Genomic DNA, 19,542 nt, shown 5'->3' on the forward strand with positions numbered 1-19,542 from the left:
GTCCATGAGGAGCCTGACTTTCGTTGCACCCGGCACGTTGCGATTCGATGAGGTCGACGCTCCGACCATCCTGGATCCGGGCGACGCGCTCATGGCTGCACCGTTCGCCCTCGGTCATGAATGCGTGGGTACCGTCGTCGAGGTCGGCAGCGAATGTACCGATTTCGCGATCGGCGATGTAGTGGGAGTGGCGTGGCATATCGCCTGCGGAACGTGCGCGCAGTGCCGTATCAACCATCCCGCCCGATGCCTGCGTTACGGAGATGCGCAATATGGCCTGCCCGTAAACGGCCTGTGGGGTGGCACGTTCTCCGAATTGATTCGGGTGCCGTTCGCGGACTACAACTTGGCGCCACTGCCGGCCGGCGTGGATCCCGTGCACCTGGCCTCCATCGGCGACAACCTAGCTCTGGGATGGGAAGTGGTGGTGCCCACGGTCGCTGAGATCGCCGACCCGCGGGTGGCGGTCTTCGGGGGTACGGGTTCGATCGGGCTCTACTGCGTTGACGCCGCGGTGCACTGTGCTGGTGCGCACACGGTCTACTACGACGACGACCCGGTGCGGATGGCGGTCGCTGAGCAACTTGGAGCCGAAGTCGCCGACATCAACGGCAAGCGGGAGAAAAACTTCGATCTTGCGGTGGATGCCTCTGCCGATCCCGAACGGCTCAAGATGGCGCTGCGGTCGGTGGTGCCGGAAGGACATGTCAACAGTGTGGGCATCTACTTCCAGGATGTCGCGTTGCCGATGCTGCAGCTATATATGCGTGGAGTCCATTTTCACAACGGCAAAGGTCACGCTCGGCCCAGCATGACGCCGACACTCGACGCGGTTGCCGCGAATGTGCTGCATCCCCAATTCGTCACCTCCGGGATCTACGGATGGGACGAGATGCCGGAGGTGCTCACCTCAAAGCAGGCCGGGCATAAGCCGATCTTCGTACTCGACGCGTCTGGCCATTGAGCTCGGGGATCTCGCCCATCGATTGCCATTACGTCATGTGACGTAACTGTGCTGCGCTAGGCCTCGATCTGGGGCTCGGGTGCGGGCTCTTTGGGTGGTGGGGGGTACGCACGGGGGGTAGATCCGCGGATGGTCAAAGCGGGGTCATGCAATCGGGTCGGATGGTCAAAGCGGGGTCATGCAATCGGGTCGGTCCCGTGTGTTGTGTGGATCCGCGGCCGGTCCGTTCGGGATGACTCGTCGCGATGATCGCCTCGATAGTTTGTGGAGATGCGCTCGTTGGCTATTGTCACGTGACGAAAACGTGTGCGCATGGCGCGGGGAAGGTCGGGCGCCCACTTCGGTTGGTCGGTAGGCATAGGCGGCCGAGTGGTCAAGGAATGGCATGTCATTCATCGCCGGGTCAACGTGTGCCCAGGGGTGTGCGTGCGCAGCACATCGGCGTCGATGTCGTCGTGGCGGTGTTGGCAGGCGACGTCGGAGACCTGGCTGTGTCAACAAGCGACGGTCACCAAGACGTGTGTGGCGATCCCTATGCCACCCAATGTGCCGATAAGTGACATTATGTCAAGTTAACCACTGCATATTGCATCAGATGAATCAACGCCTGACCTGTTTCTCGCCACCGCTCCTCCCGTCGTTTCGGCTGTGTTGCAGGACTTTTCGCCCGCCATACCGGTGGTGAGCGGCCGTCACCCGCCGCGTCGGCCAAAAGGCCTCGCATCCATTGGCTATAGAGAGGCTGCCGGATACTCATAGATCGAGGACGATGCGCAGTGCCGCATCAACGCGGCGCATCTCATCGAAGCTCAGGAACCCGACGCTCGTGCCGAGCTGGCCTGGGTCGACCGCGGCGGCCTGTTCGGCAAGCACTCGTGTGTTCACGCCGGCGATTTCAACTTCGGGACGAAAGCTCGCGGCGCGAGCCGACGTGGATGTTGGTGCAACCAGCCAGGTCGACAAGGGCAGTTGATCTGACTGGACTACGACGGCGTAGCGGGAACTGGACTGCTCGTGGCCGCGACTCCCCCGCGGGGCGCGCAACTGAAAGACCTCACCACGCACGCAACGTCTCCATGTCGCGGAGCACCTGCATGGCCTCAGCGCGGTCGGACTCGTCTTCAGCAAGCCTTTCCGCCTCGGCACGAATCGCCGCGCTGGCCTTCCGTCGTGCGGCATCGATAAGAGCAGATCGAACGGCTACGGACACGGCAGTTCCATCTTTGGTCAAGACCTCCAGCGCCTTCGTTGTGTCTTCGTCGGGCCTGAAGGTGATGGTGTTAGCCATCGCAACAGTGTACGACATTTTGTAAGACGATCGTTGGGGGCCACATGAGCGGTTTCTCTCCCCGGCCGCGGCAACGATGAATCCATTCGGCTCTACCTGGGGGCCATTGAGGGCCGCGAACTCCGATCGGTCACGTCCGCTGCAACGGAGACGAGGACACCGTTGAGACAGTCGCGCTACGACCATGTCTCTGAAGATGGCATTCTGCAGTTGCCGGTTGACAAGACGGATACCCGACAGCCGTACCCCGCTCTCGGCGGATAGGGCTGTCTTCGCGTGACACCAGAACACGCATGAGATGGAAGACCGATGCCGCAATGAGCCCGGTCGCCGAATTCGACTTCATCATCGTAGGAGCAGGCAGTGCGGGCTGCCTGCTCGCCAACCGGCTCAGCGCCAACCCTGATCACCGTGTGCTCTTGATCGAGGCCGGCGGCAAGGACAACTGGTTCTGAATCAAGGTGCCGGTGGGCTACCTGTACACAATTGCCAACCCCCGCACCGACTGGTGCTTCACGACCGAGGCTGACCCGGGTCTGGCCGGCCGCAGCATTCACTACGCACGGGGCCGCGTGATCGGCGGCTGCTCATCGATCAACGCCATGATCCACATGCGCGGACAGGCCAGCGATTACGACCTATGGGCGCAGGCCACCGGCGACCAGCGATGGCTTTGGGGCGGCCCGGACAGCTCCGGCGAGACACTGGCGATCTACAAGAAGTTGGAAAACTACTTCGGCGGAGCCGACGACTGGCACGGCGCCGGTGGCGAGATTCGCGTTGAGCGGCCAAGGGTGCATTGGAAGATCCTCGACGCCTGGCAGGCCGCCGCTGCCCAGGTGGGCATTGCTCCGATCGACGAGTTCAACCGGGGAGACAACGCCGGTAGTGCGTACTTTCATGTCAACCAACGGCGTGGCCGGCGCTGGTCGATGGCCGATGCTTTCCTGCATCCCGTCGCCCACCGGCCTAATCTCACCATCTACACCCAGACCCAGGCCTTAAAGCTACTGGTGGACAACCGGGTTCACGACGATCAGCGTCGCGGCGCCTGGACCACAGCTCAGCACCGCGCCACCGGCGTGCGGCTGCTCAAAGATGGCCAAATCGTCGACGTCCAAGCCCGTCGAGAGGTGATCCTGAGCGCCGGAGCGATCGGGTCGCCGCAGCTGATGCAGGCCTCGGGTCTGGGCCCGGCCGGGCTGCTTGCCGAGCATCAAGTGCCGGTGGCCGTCGACCTGCCGGGAGTGGGTGAAAACCTCCAGGACCACCTGCAGCTGCGAACGATCTACCGGGTCCGGGGCGCCCGGACCGTCAACACGCTGTACCGGAATTGGATCAGCCGGGCAGGCATGGGACTTCAGTACCTACTGCTGCGATCGGGGCCCTTGACCATGCCGCCCTCCACGCTGGGCGCCTTCGCCAGAAGCGACCCCGCGCTGGCCAGTCCCGATTTGGAGTGGCATGTGCAGCCCTTGTCGTTGCCGAAATTCGGCGAACCCCTGCACCGTTTCGGAGCGATCACTCCCTCGGTGTGCAATCTGCGACCCAGCTCGCGTGGCCACGTGCGCATAACCAGTGGAGATCCGCTGACCAAGCCAAAGATCCTCTGCAATTACCTGTCCACCGACCAGGATCGTCAACTAGCCGTGCGCGGCCTCCGGATGACCCGGCAGATCATGGCGGCACCGTCGCTGGCTCGCTACTGCCCAGAAGAGTTGCTTCCCGGCCCGCAACTGGTGAGCGACGAAGACCTGCAGAAGGCGGCCCGCGAACTCGGCACAACTATCTTTCATCCGGTGGGCACCTGCGCGATGGGAGCCTTTGACGCACGCGGTAGGCCGAGGTCGGCCGCCACGGTGCTCGACACCGACTGTCGCGTGTACCGCGTCGCCGGTCTTCGAGTGGCCGATGCGTCGGCGATGCCCACCATCACTTCCGGGAACACCAACGCGCCAGTCATGCTGGTCGCAGAGCGCGCAGCGCGGGCGATCCTGGGATGAGTCGGTCAATACCGAGTGGTCCCCAACCGCCACGCCCAAGCATTACTTGGCAGCTCGGAGTCGCGGGCGTTGGACACACTTTGGACGCACACTCGAGACTGTTCGGACACTTGGGCCGAATGACTATGCAGAGAACCGAAGATGGCGGGTTACCAGTAGCCGCCACCTGAAGCGTACGTCGACGGCCCCACCAACGACACGCCGAGGCGTTCTCATTCGGCGTGGCCATTGCCGAACGGTCACCGCTTGGTATCCATTTGGGAACGCACCCGCGTTTCGGCTGGCGCAGGTCTATCGGCAACAGCAGTCACATCGTTAACATCGCGCGATGCACAATTTGCCCCTGCCGCCCAGCGCTGTTCGATCGCGAGCGATTTCCCGGCGCGACGCGCTGCGCTACACGACTGCGTTGGCCGGGCTCGGTGCCGCATCGGCGGCCTGCGGCATGCCCACCGCGGCCGCCGCCGCTCCCCCTCGACTGATCGACTTCGCCGCGCATCAGATTCCGGCGCAGCAGATCCGAGCTGCCGGCTACAGCGGTGTGGTCAACTACGTTTCGCTGTCGCGTCCCGGCTCATCGTTTGGCGCTAAGCCGATTACCCGGCGCTACGCCGATTCACTGACGGCCGCGGGCTTGGTGATAGTCAGTAACTACCAATACGGCAAACCGGGTGGGTCAGCGCCGTCGGACTTCACGCGGGGCTATGCCGGCGGCGTCGCGGATGCGCGCACCGCCTGGCAGCTGCACACCGCCGCGGGCGGCGGCCAAGGTGCGCCGGTCTTCTTCACGGTCGATGAGGACATCAATCGCGATACCTGGAACCGCGTTGCGCTGCAATGGTTTCGCGGAATCAACTCGGTTCTTGGGGTTCAACGTACCGGGGTTTACGGAGGAATCGATGTGTGTCAGTGGGCCGCGGCCGATGGTGTTATCGGATCTTCGGGCACACCCGGCCGCCGGTGGGCCTGGCAAACTCGAGCCTGGTCCGGCCATCGGATCTACCCGGCCGCCGTTCTCTACCAGCGCGTCGTGAGCACCAAGTCCAGTCCTGGCCCGCGGGTCGGCGGATTCGAAGTCGACGTCAACGACGTTCTGGCACCGGACTGCGGACAGTGGAACCTCCATCAAGGGCATCGGAATGGCGATGCGCGATAGCCGCTGCTGGCGTTCGCTGAGCTCGGCATCATCGCGTGCGACATACAGACCCCAAGAGCCTCACCGGTGTTATTGCGCCAACCACCGATTCGTCAGGGCTGCACGTTCGGGGGCGTACTAGCGGGTCGACCCAACAGGTCGCGTTCCAGGAAGCCTTGGAAGACTCGCGCGAGATTGGTCGCGATGGTGTCGTGGCAATCACCGAGCCGCGTGCCGCCTTGGAAAGCCTCATTTATGACGGCACGCCTCGGCACCTCGGCGCGGACTTCGTCGCCAAACTCGCGGTACGCCTTTTCCCGGATCGACCGCTCGATGCCGATCCGACTGTCGAAGGCGGACAAGCCAACACCGCACCATCTGAGTGGATGTGTTCGTTGGACACTTTCCACCCTGTTCCGCGCCTCCTTGGCCTTCCGTACCGCATCGAGGGTTGGGGTGATCGGCGCGTATGCCACATCACCTAGATGCATTGCCAGCGCTTCCAAAGAGCCGGTGCGACCGCCGGTGTCGATCAGCAGAAGTTCATAGCGGTCGAATATCCCCGCAACTGTAAAGATGCGTCGCAACAACCCGGTGTCCGATACGCCTATGCCCGCGACGCGGCCTAACGAAGCGCCGGCGGGCACCAAATCCACCGAGGGCCATGTGGTTTCAATAATCTCTTCGGGTATCCGCTTGGCGCCCTGGTCGGGCTTGCCTCAAAAGTCGATTCCGGCATCTTCTAGGACGGAACCCAAGCCGGTTGAATGCTGCGACACCCCAAAGTGATTAGACAGATTCCGCTCTGGGTCTGCGTCGACCAGCAAGGTCGAGATCCCGGCTCGCGACGCTTCCCCTGCCAGCATCATCTGCCAAAGCGTTTTCGCTGTTCCGCCCTTGCCGGAAAGCACCAGCGCCGACACGGCTACCACTGCGTGCCTCCGCCGAGTGCCTGACTCACCTGCGCTACATCCCTCCGTCACGTTCGCGCTATGGCCAGACATCGCGCGCGGTAGTTAGCCTATAGGTTGCCGGAATTCTGCACAGCCGATCATCGAGCTCAACTTGGCGACTCCTGTCGGACGCCCAGGCAGGACATGGCACATCCAGCGCCGATGCTGCACCGGCGCATCGCGAGGGCTGATGACTTCTGGACCTCGGAGTGCTCCTAGGAGCAACGATATTGTCGGTTGAGCATGCAATTGGTCGGTGGCGAGTACGTGCCGAGCAACACTCCTCGGAATCCACCGGTAGCTGAACCGCCAGGTGCAATGACGCGATTCCAGTTCGCGGGGCTCACAACATAGTGCGTGCCGGATTGCGCGACGGTGCTATTCCACGCGTGCGAGATGGATTCTCCCGCCGGCAAGTCGAATTCAAGCCGCCAGTCGCTCATCGGTACCAGGCTCGCATTGGTGATCGCGAAGCGCGCGATGAATCCGGTCTGCCACGTATGTTCCACCGTCAACGTTGCCGTGGCCGCGGCTGCGTGAGCCTCGGGGCTAATGGCGAGTCCGGGGATGGCGACCATCAACGCCAACAGAGTGACGTGAAGCGCTGTATGCCAGCGCTTCACGAAGCTGTCCAGTCTGGCCATGACAGCCAACACTAGAGACATCAAAGCGATATTGGCCGTTGCGTCGCGGGTGGGCTGCAGTACCTTTGCGCAACCGAAACCGTCATGAGATGTTGGCATCGCCGCACTCGTCGGGCCCCGGGGTGCCCCGCATTGGCCCCGCACTGTCGCGCAACTGACCGTCGGCACAGTCAAAGCGCCCGGCAGACGATCTCAGGGTTCGAGGATCAGTTTCCCGGTCATGCGGCTGGTCTGGCTGAGCCGGTGGGCCTCCTCGGCGCTGGTGAGTGGGAGCTTCTGGGCGATGCTCACCCGCAGCTTGCCGGCGGCCACAGCATCCACCAGCGGTTCCAGCCGCGCGCCGTTGGGTCTGCCCAGGATTGCCTTGGATTTGAACGGGGGCACCACCACTTGCACGGCGGAGCTGGGCTCGTCACCGGCCACCATGATGTGGCGACCGCGCGAAGACAGCAGTGCCCGACACCCGGCGCCGGAGTAGCTGCCCACGCAGTCGATCACGACGTGAAATGGGGCATGCGGCTTGGCCTGCGCCAGTGCGTCGCCCTGGTTGTAGTCCAGAACGAGGTCGGCCCCTAGGTCCTTGACCATCTCGACGTTTTTTGTCGAGCACACGCCGACCACGAAGGCCTCCTGCAGCTTGGCGATCTGCACGGCCAGCTGGCCCACGCCCCCGGAGGCACCCAGCACCAGCACCCGCCGGTCGGCGGGCGGCACTTGCCGGATTCGGCCCAGCTCCACGACCGCCATCCAGGCGGTGACACCGCCCACGGGCAAGGCGGCGGCCACTGCGATGTCGACCGTGTCCGGGACGCGGCAGAGCTGGTCCTCGCGCACCAGCACGGTGTCGGCGTATGAACCCCGCTGACCACGGGAGAAGTTGGTGCCGCCCACCACCCGGTCTCCCGGGGCGGCGCGCGTCACGCCCGGACCGACCGCCTCGACCACTCCGGCGAAGTCCACCCCCACCACCACCGGTGGCTTTGGTCCGATCAGGCGTGCCGCCAGCCGCAGGGGGCCCGAGCTGCGCATCTTCCAGTCGACTTCCAGTCGACCGGGTTGACCCCGATCGCCTGGACCTGTACCCGGACTTCGCCGGCTTTCGGTTCGGGCGTGGGTAGCTCGATGAGTTCTAGCGGTTCTGCCGGATTCCACGTTCGCTGCGCCATGGCCTTCATGCCCCAGAGGCTAGTGAAACGGGTTCCCTACCGGTGACACCGGACCGGTCCCCGGGTCTCGGGTCGGTCAGGCGCCGGCGGGACTTACGGCATGGAAGATCGCCGTGCGATATGCATCGATTTCCTCGGTACCATTGATGGCGCTAGAGAAAGAAGGATTATTTGATGGCGCTAGAGAAAGAAGGATTATTTCGATGAGGTTGACGACGTTTTCTGGTGCCCGCCGTGGCTTTGGAAAAGTATTGGCAATAGGCGCTTTTTGCGCCGCATCTGCCCTCATTGCTGCCGCCCCCGCCGGCGCGGACCCGGTCAACCCGTTTGACCCTGCGGATTGCATGGCGAATGCGGATGCCCTATGCAACCTCGGCCCGTATGGGCCCTGGGTAGGGCGGGCGTGCTCGAACGGCAGGCTGCAGATGGCATAGACCACCTCCACGCTGCGCTGGTCGGTGGCGGTGATCAAGCGTTCACGAGTGATCCGGATGATTTGTTTTGCGTAGGGGAAGCCGATTCCTCGTGCAGCGGTGATGATTTGCAGGGTGCGGGTCTCGACACGGCCGTGGCCGCGGGAGTCGTCGGTAGCGGCTGTGGGCACCTCGGCCCAGGGCAGCGCGGTGATACGCGCAAGTATTTTGGCTTGGTTGGACTTGACGATCATCAGGTAGTGCGACTTCAAGGTGGCGCAGATCAACTTCGCGGTGACGACCTGGGTATGCATCGCATCCACGGTGACCAGCCACCGCAAGCTACCCGGCAGCAGCGTGAGCAGGGCACGTACGCAGGGAATTTCATTGCTTTTCTCGGCGACAGCGAGTTGACCGAGCACCAATCGGGCACGGTGGGCGAACACCGACACGAGATGCGTGGCTGTCGCTTTGGCGCGTAAAGCACCACGCAGCATCTTGCCGTCCAACGCGATCGGCACCAATCCACTGGGGTCGCTGCTGGCCACGTGTGCAGTGAAGTAACTGCCCATCCTGGCGTTGAGGTCGGCGGGGTCTAGCCGAGACAAAACAGCGCGGAAGGTCTTCTCACTGGGCCGCCGGAACCGGACCCCTAATTAGGCCAACACATCATCGGGAGCGGTGGCCGCCCATGTGGCAAAAACAGCATAGCCGCGCATCCCCGCGGCAGTGGCCAGAACCGCGATCGCCAACAAAGCCATCAGCGAATACCTCCGACCGCGTGGGTCCCTCAGGTCTGGCACCGAGGCCAACACATCGAGAAACTCCGATCCGATGAGCTCGCTGCGCTCACCAGGACTCCAGCGGTCGAACACCTCTGGAACCGACGACACAGGCAATACTGAAACGGTAGGCACGGGCAACTCCAGACCAACGACGAACAGTAACCAACTCGATCGTTCTCCAGATAGCCCGTGCCTACACTCCGGCCCCAATAGCGCGGCACCAAAGATCATCAACCCAGCTCACAAGCCTGCTAATCAACAACGCCGGAGCCCTGCGTATGGGCCGAACAGTCCTCTCAACCCCGCGAGCCCGATGGATCCGGTAAACCCGATGAACCCGGCAAATCCGGCAAATCCGATGAACCCGGCAAATCCGATGAGCCCGATGAACCCCGCTAATCCCAGCCATTTCTGAGCGGTTCCAAAGGACACAGCTCAATGCGCCGCGTGGCGCCGCCGCTTCGCCTGGTCGGCTACGGCAGGGCTACCAATTGGGGCGGTGACCAGTGGCTGTAGCCTGAGCGCCGTGAAGTCCTTCCGGGTTTATTCCTCCGCTGTACTTGCCGCCTGCGTCGCGGCATTCGGCGTTCCGCTCGCCGCATCGGGAACGGCAACCGCCGCCGCTTCGTGTCCAACCGCGGCGCCGTCCAGTGGCACGACGCCGGAGTGGACGCTCAACGGGGCCACCGGCAGCGTTGCCGTCACCGGATCCACCGAGACGGCGGCTCCAGTCGTGAAGGTGTCGACCCCGTTCAGCGTGAATCAAACCCAGGTGCACACGCTGCAAGCCGGCGACGGCCCCGTGGTCCCGGGTACGGCGAGGGTTTCCGTCTGCTACATGGGCGTCAATGGGCGCGACGGGTCGGTCTTCGACAGCAGCTACGAACGGGGCGCCCCGGTCGTCTTCCCGCTCAATGGGGTGGTGCCGGGCTTCCAAAAGGCCATCGCGGGACAAAAAGTCAGCTCCACGGTTGCCGTCGCAATGACCTCCGCCGATGGTTACCCCGACGGCCAGCCCAGCGCTGGCATCCGTCCGGGCGACACACTGGTCTTCGCGATCAAGGTCCTCAGCGCCTCGAACTGATTCGCGACCTGCGGGCCGTGCGACCTGAGTTGGCGGTCCCCGTCGTTTGGTTGCCTCGACTAGGGCGAGCCGTTGAGCCCTTCGTCGCCCAGCAGGACCCCACCTGACCCACCGGCGCCGGGGGTGCCGGTTCCAACGTTGCCGCCGTTGCCGCCGTTGCCGATCAGCACGGCGTTGCCGCCAGTGCCGCCGTCGCCTCCAACGCCGCTCGATAGCGACTGTCCGCCGGCCCCGCCGGCCCCGCCGATTCCCAACAATTGACCGCCGGCACCGCCGTTGCCGCCCGAGCCCCCGTCGCCTGCACCGACCACGCCACCGAACCCGCCGGCTCCACCGGCCCCACCGAAGCCCAGCCACCCGGCTGCCCCGCCCATCCCGCCGTCACCAGCGGTTTTCGTGCTGGAACCGCCAAATCCTCCAGATCCCGCACTGGAGAACAACAGGCCGGCGTTGCCGCCGTCCCCGCCGTGCCCACCCACGACACCCAGGCCAAATCCACCGTCACCGCCGGCCCCGCCGCTGCCGAACAGCATCCCGGCATTGCCGCCGGTGCCACCAATCCCCCCAGCCACATCGCCAAATCCGCCGCTCCCGCCCGCACCGCCGGGCCCGCCGAACGCTCCGGCATCGCCCCCGGCCCCGCCGGCGCCACCGTTTGCCGACTCGCTGGCTCCCCCCGCCCCGCCGTCGCCGCCACCGGCGCCGACCAGCCCACCCAGTAGGCCGCCGGCACCGCCGCTCCCGCCGGTACCGCCGGTCAGTGAGAATCCGCCGACCCCGCCGCTCCCGCCGGCACCGGATAGCCACCCGCCCGCCCCACCGGAGCCGCCGCCGCCGCCGTCATCGGAGGCCGAGCCAGCGCCGGCGCCGCCGGTGCCGCCGGTACCGATGAGCCCGGCTGCCCCGCCGTCACCACCGGCGATACCCGAGCCGGCAGCTCCGGAGCCGCCGGCCCCGCCGTCACCAAGCAACCAACCCCCGGGCGACCCACTCGCGCCGCTGCCGGTAGCCCCCGGGGCTCCATTGCCGATCAGCGGGCGCCCGGTGGCCGCCTGAATGGGGGCATTGACCGCGGTCAGCGCTTGTTGCTGCAAACTGTGCAGCGGTGAGCTGCTCGCCGGGGCGTCGAATCCCAGCAGCACACCACCGGTACCGCCGACACCATTGCCACCGTTGCTCGGACCCGCTCCGCCGGTACCGGCGTTGCCACCGTTACCGATCAGCACTCCGTTGCCGCCGTTACCGCCGTCGCCTCCAGCCGCCGTACCTTCGCCACCCGCGCCACCGGCGCCTGCGTTGCCGATCAGCAGGCCCGCCCGGCCTCCCGTTCCCCCCTGGCCCCCAACACCGCCGGTGCTGGAGCCGCCGACTCCGCCGACGCCGCCGTCGGAGAACAGCAATCCGCCGGCCCCGCCGCCCCACCCGGGCCGGCGGTCGCGCCGGCACCGCCTTCCCCGCCGGCCCCGCCGCTGGAGAAGAACAACCCACCGTCACCGCCGGTCCCCCCGGCCGCCCCGGATGTACTGCCGAATCCTCCGGTCCCGCCCGCCCCACCGGTGCCGAATAGCCCCCGCACGCCGAACATTCCGCCGGCGTCACCGCCGGAACCACCGCCGCCGCCTGTCACACCGCCGTATCCGCCGGTGCCGCCGGCCCCGCCTGGGCCACCGAGCACCCCAGCGCTGCCACCCGTCCCGCCGGCTCCGCCATTGTGTTGTCCCATCCCGCCGATGCCGCCATCGCCTCCGCCCGCACCGACCAGTCCGGCCCACGGCCCCCCGGCTCCCCCGGCTCCTCCGGCCCCACCGGTCGCGCCACTCCCGAGACGGCCCGCTCCGCCTGCCCCGCCGGTTCCGCCGGCACCCAGCAGACCCCCGGCCCCGCCATCGCCGCCGGCCCCGCCGACCGCGCCAACGTCGCTGGTCGCCCCACCTGCCCCGCCGACTCCGCCACTACCCGACAACCAGCCCCCGGTCCCCCAACCCCTCCGGCACCACCGTTACCGACCGTGGAGTCGCCCCCGGCCCCGCCCGCACCTCCCGATCCCAGCAGCCCGGCCGCCCCGCCGTTACCTCCCACTTGGCCGGTGGCGCCCGACCCGCCGGCGCCGCCATCGCCGAGCAGCCAGCCGCCATCGCCACCATTGGCGCCGGTGCCCGGCGCACCGTTGGCGCCATTGCCGATCAGCGGCCGCCCGGTCAACGCCTGTACCGGCGAATTGATCGCCTCCAGCAGCTGCTGAAGCGGTCCGGTGTTGGCGGCCTCCGCAGCTGCGTAGGCGCCTCCGGCGCTGCTCAGCGCCCGCACAAACTGCTCGTGAAAAGTTATCGCCTGCGCGCTCAACTGCTGATAGGTCTAACCGTGAACAGAAAACAGCGCCGCGATCGCCGCTGATACTTCGTCTTGGGCCGCGGCGACGATGGTTGTGGTCTGCGTCGTCGCCATGGCGTTGGCGGTGTTGACCGAAGAACCTATGTCCCTTAGCTAGGTGGCCGCGTGTACCACGATTTCCGGAACCGCCGTCAGCGCGGTCATGTCGAACCTCCATAAAGCTCACAACCAGCCGGGGGGTTCCCGGCTGGTTTCGACGAGCTCGGGTCAGCAACAGCCTATTGTGATGCGGGCCACTTTCGCTTCGGATTCCGGCGCGAACTCAGCGCTCCGTGTCGCTGTGGTGCACGGCGTCGATCGCCCGGTAGATCCGCTGTTCACTGACCGGACGCGGGGTGTCGAGCTGCTGGGCCCACAGGCTCACCCGCAACTCCTCGATTTGGCGGCCGATGTCGCGGACGTCGGCGGCGCTGGCCCGTGCCAGCGGCAGCGCGTGCACAAGTTCGTCGTAGGCCTCCACAACGGCTTGTACCCACTCCATCCGGTCCCGGTCGGCCGCAACGGCATGCGGCAACCGGTCAAGGCGTCGACGGATCGCGATCAGGTAGCGGGCGAGGTCGCCGAGATGTGCCCGCCCGGTTGCGGCCACGAAGCCCGGTGGAACCAACCGGTCCAGCTGGGCGCGGATATCGGCGATCGCGTCGGTCTGCGCCGACGGTGGCTTCGCGGGCAAGGCGAGCTGCACCTCCTGCGCGGCGGCGAGCACCTTCGCGACGCGCCCCACGATGTCGATGGTCATCGGGACCAGCGCTTTCGCCACGTCGGCGCACAAGGCGACGAACTCGGCCCGCGTCCATACCGGCCCCGGTGTCAGTGCGTCGGTCGCCGCGTCGGCGCAGTCGTCGAGCAGCGCGGTCAGCGAACCATCCGGGTTGGTCCCGAGCAGCAGGCGGGTGCGTGGGTCCAGCTGGCGTTCGACGGCTTTCAGCGGTGCGGCCACACCGAGCCGCACCAGCCGCCGGGTGCCGGGTGCCATCGCATGGTCACGTTCGGCTGATGTCGCGAACACCCGCAAGTCCACGTGCGAGCCTTGATCGACGAACCCCGGGAACCCTCGCACGGCCCGCCCGCCGACGCTGCGCTCGACGACGCGCGCCAGTTCGTCCACGTCATCGGGCCAGGCGCGCAACCCTTTTCGTTCCAGATCGCCGGCAACCGCGTCGGCCCCCGCCCGCTGGGCGGGGGCCGCCAGCTCGGCTTGCAGCGCCTTGAGGTCCTTGCCGCGGGCGACCTCGGTGCCATCGGCGGATTCCACGGCGAAATTCACCCGCAGGTGCGGTGGCAGCTTGGTCAGGTCGAAGGCATCGATGGGTACCAAGACGCCGCTGCGACGCCGTAGTTCGCGCTGCAACGCCTGCATTAGCGGCTCTTTGGCCGGGTCGATCCCGGCCAACACCGCCCGGGCGGCATCGGGGGCCGGAACGAAGTTGCGGCGCAAGTCTTTCGGGAGTGAGCGGATGAGCTCGGTGACCAGTTCTTCGCGAAACGCCGGCACCTGCCAGGCGAACTGGTCGTCCCCCAAGCGGGCAAGCACGTCGACCGGCACGTGCACCGTGACGCCGTCATCGGCGGCGCCGGGCTCGAACCGGTAGGTCAGGGGCAGTGCCGCGTCGTCGGTCTGCCAGTCGTCCGGCCGATCGGTGTCGGCAGGATCATCGCTGCGCAGCAGCTCATTTCGGGTAAAGGTGAGCAGATCCGGCGTCTGGTGGCGCTGCTTTTTCCACCACGTGTCGAAGTGCCGTGCGGAGACGACCTCGGCGGGGATGCGGGCGTCGTAGAGCTCATAGACGTCATCGTCATCGACCAGCAGGCCGCGTCGGCGGGCCCGCTCCTCCAGTTCTTCAAGTTGCGTGCGCAACCGCGCGTTGTCGGCAAAGAAGTGATGACGGGTCTGCCAGTCGCCCTCCACGAGCGCATGGCGGATGAACAGCTGCCGTGCCACCGTGGGCTCGACCCGCGAGTACCCCACGCGTCGGCGCGCGGCCAGCGGCAAACCGTACAGCGTCACCCGTTCGTAGGCCATCACCTCGCCGCGCTTGGCGTCCCAGTGCGGTTCGCTGTAGCTGCGTTGGGCCAACTCCCCCGCAACTCGCTCGACCACTTCCGGCTGGATGCGGGCGGCGATGCGCCCGTAGAGGCGACTGGTCTCGACCAGCTCGGCCACCACGACCCAGCGTGGCGGTCGCTTGGTGAGCACCGATCCGGGCGCCAGAACGAACCTCGAGTTGCGCGCACCCAGATACTCCCGGCCGTCTTCACGGCGCATCCCAACATGCGAGAGCAGCCCGGCCAGCAGCGCCGCGTGCACCCGGGCGGGCTCGGCCGGATCATCCGATTGCGGTCCTGACTCGGCTAGGCCGAGGTCGCGACAGATGCTGCGCAGCTGTCCGACCAAGTCCTGCCACTCCCGGATGCGCAGGTAGTGCAGGAACTCGTTGCGGCACATCCGCCGGAAAGCGCTGCGTGACAGAGCCCTTCGCTGCTCGCCGAGGTACCTCCAGAGGTTGAGGTAGGACATGAAGTCCGAGTCCTCGTCGGCGAATCGGGCATGCTTTTGGCGGGCTGCCTCTTCGCGGTCGGTTGGTCTTTCCCGCGGATCAGGGATCGTCAGCGCCGCGGCTAGGACCAGGACCTCACGCAGACACCCCTCCACCCCGGCCTGCAGAATCATCCGGCCCAGCCTGGGGTCAACCGGCAGCCTCGCCAAGCGACGGCCGAGATCGGTGATCGCGCCGGTTGGGTCGAAGGCGCCGAGTTCCTGCAACAGCTGTACGCCGTCGCGAACGCTGCGCCGATCCGGCGGGTCGAGAAATCCGAAGTTCTCGATCTCGCCCAGCTGCAGCGCCGCCATCTGCAGGATCACCGCGGCCAGGTTGGTCCGCAGTATCTCCGGGTCGGTGTATTGCGGTCGGGCGGCGAAGTCGTCCTCGGAGTAGAGGCGGATGCAGATGCCGGGGGCAACCCGACCACATCGGCCGGCCCGCTGCGCGGCGGACGCCTGGGAGATCGGTTCGATCGGTAGCCGCTGCACCTTGAGGCGGCGGCTGTAGCGCGAGATGCGGGCATTGCCCGGGTCGACGACGTAGCGGATGCCCGGCACGGTCAGCGATGTCTCGGCCACGTTGGTTGCCAGCACGACGCGGCGCCCGGTGTGCGGCGCGAACACCTTCTGCTGCTCGGCGGTCGGCAGCCGGGCATACAGCGGAAGCACCTCGGTGTGTTCGAGGCCGCTGAGTGCCTCGGCCGTATCGCGGATCTCACGCTCCCCGGACAGGAAAACCAGGACGTCTCCGGGGGCTTCGTTTTGCAGTTCGTGGACCGCGTCGACGATCGCCTCCACCTCGTCGCGGGTCTCGGTGCGGACGATTTCGTGGTCCGGGTCGTCCGGGTCGCTGGAGTCTTCCGGGGACCCCGTCGAAACGGGAACCTCCAACGGCCGGTACCGAATCGCGACCGGGTAGGTCCGTCCGGACACCTCGATGATCGGCGCCCCACCGAAGTGGGCGGCGAAGCGTTGCGGCTCGATCGTCGCCGACGTCACGATCAGCTTCAGGTCCGGGCGGCGCGGCAGCAGCTCGCGCAGGTATCCGAGCAAGAAATCGATGTTGAGGCTGCGCTCGTGGGCCTCATCCAGAATCAGCGTGTCGTAGCGCAGCAAGCGTCGATCGCGCTGGATCTCGGCGAGCAGAATCCCGTCGGTCATCAACTTGACCAGGGTGCGCTCGCTGACCTGGTCGGTGAACCGGACGGCGTATCCGACCGCGTCGCCCAGCGGGGTTTGCAGCTCGTCGGCGATGCGTTGCGCGACCGTGCGGGCGGCTAGCCGCCGAGGTTGGGTGTGTCCGATCGTCCCGCGGACCCCGCGGCCGATGTCCAGGCAGATTTTCGGTAGCTGGGTGGTCTTGCCCGACCCGGTCTCCCCCGCGACGACGACCACCTGGTTCGCCCGTATCGCCTCGGCGATCTCCTGGCGACGCTCGCTGACCGGCAGGTCGGGGTAGGTGATCGTCGGAACGGCGGCTTGTCGCGTCGCAATCAGCGCCTCGGCCGCAGAAATCTGGACAGCGATCTGCTCGGTCAGCTGCTGCAGCCTCTCCGGCTTGGCGCCGCGAAGCCCCCTTCAAGCGCCTGCCCAGACGCACGGCGTCACGGGTGCTCAGACCGTCGAGACGGCTGCGCAGCTGCGCAACGGACAGATCGGCCACTCCGGTCAGGATAGGCGGTGCCGCGTTGCCCCTCGATAGCGCGGTCCGCGGATCTGACCGGGCACCGAAAATACGTTGCCAGCTACCTGATTTGGAGCCATCATGCTAAGGGCTTGCAGCCGGGCCTTGGCGAGAGCCGGCGCTTGGGGTGACGAACTGAGGAGCAGGGATTGTGAAGCTGCCAGAGGCGTTATCGCTGCGCGCGAACGCGGCGCGGCGGGTCGAGCAGCTGCGCACGCGCATCGTGGGCAACGCCCGCTATCAAGAAGGCGAGGAACCGGCCGAGGATGCCGCGGCTCTGCTCGCCGAAGCCGGCGAGACGCTGGATGAGTACGAGACGCTGATCCGGCGCATCAACCGCACCAACGCCGCCACGGCGATCGGCGCGGACGGCACGCTGACCGACGCGCTGGCCCGCCGAGACGCCCTGCGTCTGCGTCACTACGTGCTCACCGCCGCCGCGGACGCGGCCGCCGGTAGCAACCAGCCCACCTACTCGCGCCAACTGCGGTCCGAGCTCAAGATGCTGCCGGCCCTGCCCGTTGCCGAACTGCGCGCCCAGGCCGACGAGCTCGCCCGCGAACTTCGTGAGCTCGATGTTCGGATCCAACAGTCCAACTGGGAGGTCGAGCTGCTGGATTAGCGGGCCGAGGTGGAGCAGGTAGTTGTCGCGGAGGCGTGCACAAGCCCAAGATCGGCGGGCAAAGTCCGGTCTCTGCTGGCGCGCGGAGGGCAGCGCAGAGGGTTCGATTCCCTCCTTGACATCGCAGCCCAGCATTGCGCACCGGTGATAGGGCACAGCACACAGCACATCACCACGTGCAGATCCGTGATGGCGAGGGCGGGTAAGGGGCACCCACCTTGGCGTAGCAGTGCGGGCGCGGCACCCCGGTGCGCGCTACCGCGGCCCGTTGGTGTGCAGGTAGAGCGTCGGTCCCACTGGCAGCCGGCCGCTGGTGGTCAGGTCGAGCAGGGCGGCCATCGCTTTGGCCGTGTAGACGGGTTCGAGATCGAGATGCTCGGATTCGCGCGCGAGTTTCAGTGCCAGAGTCCCCTGGCTGGTCGGGTGGCCGTAACCGGGCCCCAGCCAGTCGCGCAGCAGGGTCAGCCGTTCGGCAGGCAGGTCGATGGACGGTAGCTTGGCGCCGCGATCTTGCAGCAGACGTGCGGCCCGTCGAGCCAGCGATGTGATCGATCGATGGTCGAGTCGGAGCTTGTCGTTGACAACGACGCCGATCACCTGAATATCGGTCAGGCCGGCGAGCGTGAGGCCCAGGTGCAGGCCGGCCACCGTACCCCCAGACCCGACCGCGGTGACGATCGACGATGGCGTCGGCAGCGCACCGTCTCTAAGCTGCGCGGCGAGTTCGAATGCTGCCTCGACATAGCCGATGACTCCCAGGGGTGAGGACCCGCCGGCCGGTAGCAGGTAGGGACGTCGGTGGCGCAGGTATAGGTACGGGGCGGCGGCCACCGTTCGGGCCTTGGAGCGCGTCAGATAGATGTCGGCACCGGATGCCCGAAGGCGGTCGAGCTGGGCTTCGACATGCTCGTCTACCGGCTGGTCGATGAGTGCCAGAGCGGTATGAATGCCCAGCTCGGCGGCGTAGAGCGTGGCCGCGAGTCCCCAGTTGGTGCCCAGCCCACCGAAGGTCAGGATCGTGCTTCGCCGTTGGCGCCTTACTTCGGGCAGCAGCCATTCCAGTTTGCGGACTTTGTTGCCGCCCCAGCCCCCGTTGCCGTAGGCGCCGTCGTCTTTGATCCAGATCGACGGGCAAGCGCTGATCAGATGGGACAGGGGGCGCACGGGTGTGGGACCGTCGCCGAGGGTGACGCGCTCGAGGGTGGTGCGCAGCTCGGGGAATCGCTGATGCAGGTAGGCGTTCACGCGGCTACCGGGCCTAGGGAGCCTCGCATCCGTGACCTCGCGAACAGCCACCTCTGGGCCGGTCGAGCATCAGCATCATTGGACGTCCACACTTCGGCCATTATCACCTATGCCAGCGCGGCGGCGGCGAATATGAAGCCCGGTCACGGCAGTTGTGACCCAACCTCAGCAAACTCGTCGCCAACATGGCTGTTCCAGCCGCTCCCCCTCGAACGGATTTGGTGCTGCCGCCGAGGGGGGCACCCCACCTACATTTGGATCTCAATCCGCAACAGCGTCGCCTATCCGCCTGGCTTCCCGCTGTGATTTAGGTGTGAGCGTTGGGCCCAAAGCGTGCGCGTCGAGTAATCTAAGCCGCGCAGCTGGTTTGCTGGCGGCATTCTGAGTGTTGTCGGCATCAAGCGGCGGAGGCTTTCGCAGCTTCGTCGTGAGAGGGAACCCGGTGGGAATCCGGGACTGTCCCGCAGCGGTATGCAGGAACGAACACCGTCATCGGCACTGGCCCCACAGCCTGGGACTGGGAAGCGACGGTTAGTAGGAGCACCATCGTCGGTGCGGGCCTGCGAGTCCGAAGACCTGCCAGTTGCGCCGGGCACGTTGTGTTCGGCGCGCGTCGCCTCGTG

Annotated in this window: 13 protein-coding genes, 4 pseudogenes and 1 riboswitch; of the genes and pseudogenes, 5 read left to right on the forward strand and 12 right to left on the reverse strand. The window is 66.3% G+C overall.

Features of this window, described 5'->3' with window-relative positions; genetic code table 11:
• Window positions 1-4: 4 nt before the first annotated feature.
• Window positions 5-964, forward strand: a complete 960-nt coding sequence (locus CKW46_RS16065) for a zinc-dependent alcohol dehydrogenase (RefSeq protein ID WP_015355756.1) — start codon at window positions 5-7, stop codon at window positions 962-964.
• Between the two features lie 753 nt (window positions 965-1,717).
• Here the strand turns inward: CKW46_RS16065 and CKW46_RS16070 are convergent.
• Window positions 1,718-2,029: a type II toxin-antitoxin system PemK/MazF family toxin gene (locus CKW46_RS16070; RefSeq protein ID WP_015355757.1), complete on the reverse strand. Its 312-nt coding sequence runs from the start codon at window positions 2,027-2,029 to the stop codon at window positions 1,718-1,720.
• Window positions 2,019-2,252 (reverse strand): hypothetical protein, encoded by a 234-nt coding sequence (locus tag CKW46_RS16075; RefSeq protein WP_015355758.1) that lies wholly within the window; start codon window positions 2,250-2,252, stop codon window positions 2,019-2,021. The genes CKW46_RS16070 and CKW46_RS16075 overlap by 11 nt, the downstream gene beginning before the upstream one ends.
• A gap of 317 nt (window positions 2,253-2,569) precedes the next feature.
• Between CKW46_RS16075 and CKW46_RS16080 the strand changes: the two are divergent.
• Window positions 2,570-4,255, forward strand: a pseudogene (locus tag CKW46_RS16080) (GMC family oxidoreductase).
• A gap of 328 nt (window positions 4,256-4,583) precedes the next feature.
• Window positions 4,584-5,411, forward strand: coding sequence for a DUF1906 domain-containing protein (locus CKW46_RS16085; protein ID WP_012394648.1), 828 nt, complete (start codon window positions 4,584-4,586; stop codon window positions 5,409-5,411).
• Window positions 5,412-5,503: 92 nt separating this feature from the next.
• On the opposite strand, the gene CKW46_RS16090 is transcribed toward CKW46_RS16085, so the two are convergent.
• The 6 genes and pseudogenes from CKW46_RS16090 to CKW46_RS16115 all read right to left on the reverse strand — a co-directional run bounded on the left by CKW46_RS16090 (window position 5,504) and on the right by CKW46_RS16115 (window position 9,783).
• Window positions 5,504-5,977 carry a ParA family protein gene (locus CKW46_RS16090; RefSeq protein ID WP_240274825.1) on the reverse strand — a complete coding sequence of 158 codons (474 nt, stop codon included), beginning with the start codon at window positions 5,975-5,977 and terminating at the stop codon, window positions 5,504-5,506.
• Window positions 5,978-6,109: 132 nt separating this feature from the next.
• Complete coding sequence (locus CKW46_RS16095; RefSeq protein WP_238559607.1) at window positions 6,110-6,313, reverse strand: ParA family protein; 204 nt, start codon at window positions 6,311-6,313, stop codon at window positions 6,110-6,112.
• Between the two features lie 245 nt (window positions 6,314-6,558).
• Window positions 6,559-6,987 (reverse strand): cellulose-binding domain-containing protein, encoded by a 429-nt coding sequence (locus tag CKW46_RS16100; RefSeq protein WP_041299198.1) that lies wholly within the window; start codon window positions 6,985-6,987, stop codon window positions 6,559-6,561.
• A gap of 192 nt (window positions 6,988-7,179) precedes the next feature.
• Entirely contained in the window at window positions 7,180-8,016 is an 837-nt protein-coding gene (locus CKW46_RS16105; RefSeq protein ID WP_482052132.1) for an NAD(P)-dependent alcohol dehydrogenase, read from the reverse strand.
• A gap of 528 nt (window positions 8,017-8,544) precedes the next feature.
• A pseudogene (locus tag CKW46_RS16110) lies at window positions 8,545-9,483 on the reverse strand (ISAs1 family transposase); the annotation flags it as partial.
• A gap of 123 nt (window positions 9,484-9,606) precedes the next feature.
• Window positions 9,607-9,783 carry a hypothetical protein gene (locus CKW46_RS16115; protein WP_153269205.1) on the reverse strand — a complete coding sequence of 59 codons (177 nt, stop codon included), beginning with the start codon at window positions 9,781-9,783 and terminating at the stop codon, window positions 9,607-9,609.
• Window positions 9,784-9,868: 85 nt separating this feature from the next.
• Here CKW46_RS16115 and CKW46_RS16120 point away from each other — a divergent pair, with 85 nt between their 5' ends.
• Entirely contained in the window at window positions 9,869-10,435 is a 567-nt protein-coding gene (locus tag CKW46_RS16120; protein ID WP_482053424.1) for an FKBP-type peptidyl-prolyl cis-trans isomerase, read from the forward strand.
• Window positions 10,436-10,494: 59 nt separating this feature from the next.
• Here CKW46_RS16120 and CKW46_RS16125 read toward each other — a convergent pair whose 3' ends face one another.
• From CKW46_RS16125 to hrpA, 3 genes and pseudogenes are all read right to left on the reverse strand, one after another.
• Window positions 10,495-11,835 (reverse strand): hypothetical protein, encoded by a 1,341-nt coding sequence (locus CKW46_RS16125; protein WP_499017990.1) that lies wholly within the window; start codon window positions 11,833-11,835, stop codon window positions 10,495-10,497.
• A gap of 197 nt (window positions 11,836-12,032) precedes the next feature.
• Window positions 12,033-12,910, reverse strand: a pseudogene (locus CKW46_RS16130) (PE family protein); the annotation flags it as partial.
• A gap of 178 nt (window positions 12,911-13,088) precedes the next feature.
• Window positions 13,089-17,031 (reverse strand): annotated as a pseudogene (gene hrpA / locus CKW46_RS16135) (ATP-dependent RNA helicase HrpA).
• A gap of 172 nt (window positions 17,032-17,203) precedes the next feature.
• On the opposite strand from hrpA, the gene CKW46_RS16140 reads away from it, so the two are divergent.
• Complete coding sequence (locus CKW46_RS16140; protein WP_015355764.1) at window positions 17,204-17,674, forward strand: DIP1984 family protein; 471 nt, start codon at window positions 17,204-17,206, stop codon at window positions 17,672-17,674.
• 255 nt (window positions 17,675-17,929) lie between these two features.
• Here the strand turns inward: CKW46_RS16140 and CKW46_RS16145 are convergent, their stop codons facing one another.
• Window positions 17,930-18,919: a 1-aminocyclopropane-1-carboxylate deaminase/D-cysteine desulfhydrase gene (locus CKW46_RS16145; RefSeq protein ID WP_012394641.1), complete on the reverse strand. Its 990-nt coding sequence runs from the start codon at window positions 18,917-18,919 to the stop codon at window positions 17,930-17,932.
• A gap of 385 nt (window positions 18,920-19,304) precedes the next feature.
• Window positions 19,305-19,517: riboswitch (cobalamin riboswitch) on the forward strand.
• Window positions 19,518-19,542 lie beyond the last annotated feature (25 nt).

The sequence above is a fragment of the Mycobacterium liflandii genome (genome assembly GCF_022354805.1).
GTDB lineage: Bacteria > Actinomycetota > Actinomycetes > Mycobacteriales > Mycobacteriaceae > Mycobacterium > Mycobacterium marinum.

What these genes read in the sequence shown, in the direction of transcription:
- CKW46_RS16105 (WP_482052132.1), bottom strand. Translation starts at nt 8,016, where the DNA reads ATGCGCAGCTCGGGCCCCCTGCGGCTGGCGGCACGCCTGATCGGACCA.
- CKW46_RS16075 (WP_015355758.1), bottom strand. Translation starts at nt 2,252, where the DNA reads ATGGCTAACACCATCACCTTCAGGCCCGACGAAGACACAACGAAGGCG.
- CKW46_RS16085 (WP_012394648.1), top strand. Translation starts at nt 4,584, where the DNA reads ATGCACAATTTGCCCCTGCCGCCCAGCGCTGTTCGATCGCGAGCGATT.
- CKW46_RS16100 (WP_041299198.1), bottom strand. Translation starts at nt 6,987, where the DNA reads ATGGCCAGACTGGACAGCTTCGTGAAGCGCTGGCATACAGCGCTTCAC.
- CKW46_RS16065 (WP_015355756.1), top strand. Translation starts at nt 5, where the DNA reads ATGAGGAGCCTGACTTTCGTTGCACCCGGCACGTTGCGATTCGATGAG.